Annotated in this window: 1 pseudogene; it reads right to left on the bottom strand. The window is 36.4% G+C overall.

Features of this window, described 5'->3' with window-relative positions:
* Window positions 1-2145: pseudogene (locus tag E7C97_RS09375) on the bottom strand (helicase SNF2); the annotation flags it as partial.
* Window positions 2146-2191: the final 46 nt, after the last annotated feature.

The following is a 2191-nucleotide window of genomic DNA, read 5'->3' as shown; positions in this document are numbered from 1 at the left end:
AAAATTACGTACCTCATATTCACCCAAAACTTGTGTATTGTATTTCCCATCAAAATAAGGATTGATCCAGACACGCTTATCCTCCTCAAAGGGAATAGAACCACTAAAAACAAGTTCCTCTTCATTAAGATTCTTTGCTTGATCTTTTTGAAAGAAGAGGAGGTCTGTGGTCACTCGAGTACCTGCAATCTTTTTAAAAGCCGTATCTGGCAACCTAACTCCCCCTAAAAAATGAGTGTTGGTTTTAATCTCTTGTAAGACATTATCTGTCCGCTTATCCATTGTCCCGATAGATGAGATAATCGAAACTTGTCCTCCGTCTCTTACTAAATCAAGTGAGTGTTTGACAAAGTAGTCGTGAATCATGTAAGGTTTATCATAGTTTTTATCTGCAATGCGAAAATTTCCAAAAGGAACATTCGTTAAGACTAAATCAAAACTATTATTTTGATAGGGAACTTCTTCAAATCCTCGCACTTCAATATGGGTATTGGGGTGGAGTTGTTTTGCGATTGCGCCTGTCACACTGTCTAATTCAACCCCATAGAATTCTGATTTCTCTCGTATACTTCTAGGCATCGCCGCAAAGAAGTTCCCAGTCCCCATAGAAGGATCTAGTATCCTTCCTCCTTCAAAACCATCATCCAGTAATTTTTGCCAAATCTGGCGAATAATCATTGGGTCTGTATAATAGGCTGTGAGGGAACTTTGTTTCATGGTGGAGTATTCTGACTTACTTACTAAACTCTTGAGAGTTAAACGTTCTGATTCATACTTTGGATTGAGTTCATCAAAAAATTCATTGGCAAGACCACCCCATCCAACATACTTGGCTAGTAGTTCTTGTTCTTCTGGACTTGCTTGTCGTCCCTCTTTTTCTAATCTTTTAACAAGATCAATTGCGGCGATATTCGTTTCAATTTTTTCTCGATTTGTCTTAGGGTAAAAGTCCTCTAAATCATCTGGAAAAACATAATCTTGAACGGGGACAGCCGTCTCTTCTATATCTGAAATAAGCGTTTCTGTTTCCTTATCCTTTTCTTTTTCCTTTTCATTTTCTTCTTCCAGATAGGAAAACAAATCTATTTCCTGACTTTCACTTGATGATTCAATCTCAATCTCTGAATCTTCTTTTTCAAGTTCTAAAAGAGACAATACTTGTTCAATCTCTTCCAAACTGTTCAAGTATAAGATAGGATTTTCTTCAAACAACTGGTTGGAATCACTGAATAGCTCTAGGCGAACCAAGTCATTTAACTGTGCATTTTCAATCGAAACCAACTGAAATACTTGTCCTTTATAACTTACTTGTGAACCGATTGGATAATCCCTCAAAGCTTCTTTTACAATTTTATCGACATTAGAAAAGGAGTTAGTTTCTTCCATTTCCTGTTCAATATCAGTTGAAGGAGATAAGGATTCCTCTACTTGCTTAGACTTTTCACTTCTAGCCTTTACATCATCAAAATGAGTAATAATCTTCAGCTTTTGTGTCAGTGGGAGTTGTTGGTAGTTTTCTTCATGATGGACAAGATCTGTAACGGTATCTAAAGTAGCCATCAATTCAGAACCCAAATAGGCTAGAACATCTCCCTCTTTTTCTTCAAAATGAATCTCAAGAACCTCTTTTTTTAGTTCTTTGGAATCAACCATTAGAAGAAACTCCTCTATATCTCTACTAATGCGGTCAGATAGATTATTCGAAACCCGATAGACATTAACCAAATTGACATCCTGATTCTGATGAAAAATAAGGTCACTTAGTTGTTCTAGCTTTTCTTTTTCAGATTGGATGTAAAATCGAGTGGAAAGGTTATAGGTTGCGACTTCTAGAACCAAGTTTTTCTCCCAATTGCTTAATTGAGATAATTTATCTAGACCCGCTTGTCCAAAAGTTCTGGTGTAACTTTCTAAATCTTGGTCATTATTTTCAGAACTAGCCTCTAGGAAAGAAATAATATCTTGATGAAACGAATAGACATGAGGTATCTCTTCTATCTTGCCCTCTTCAGTCAAAAAACTCTCTACCAAATCCTGCCATTTCTCATCAAAATGTTGCGCTTGATAACGAAGAAATAGGTTCATGTTTTCTCTATCTTTTGGAATTGTTCCACGAAACATAGCCAATAATTGCATTACTTCCATACTCGCTCCTTTCATCTATACGAAAATAGGAGAATCACATGATTCC

Source organism: Streptococcus sp. (assembly GCF_032481935.1).
In the GTDB taxonomy this organism is placed as follows: domain Bacteria; phylum Bacillota; class Bacilli; order Lactobacillales; family Streptococcaceae; genus Streptococcus.
The sequence above is the reverse complement of the archived record's forward strand: the minus strand, read 5'-3'. Positions and strand labels throughout refer to the sequence as shown.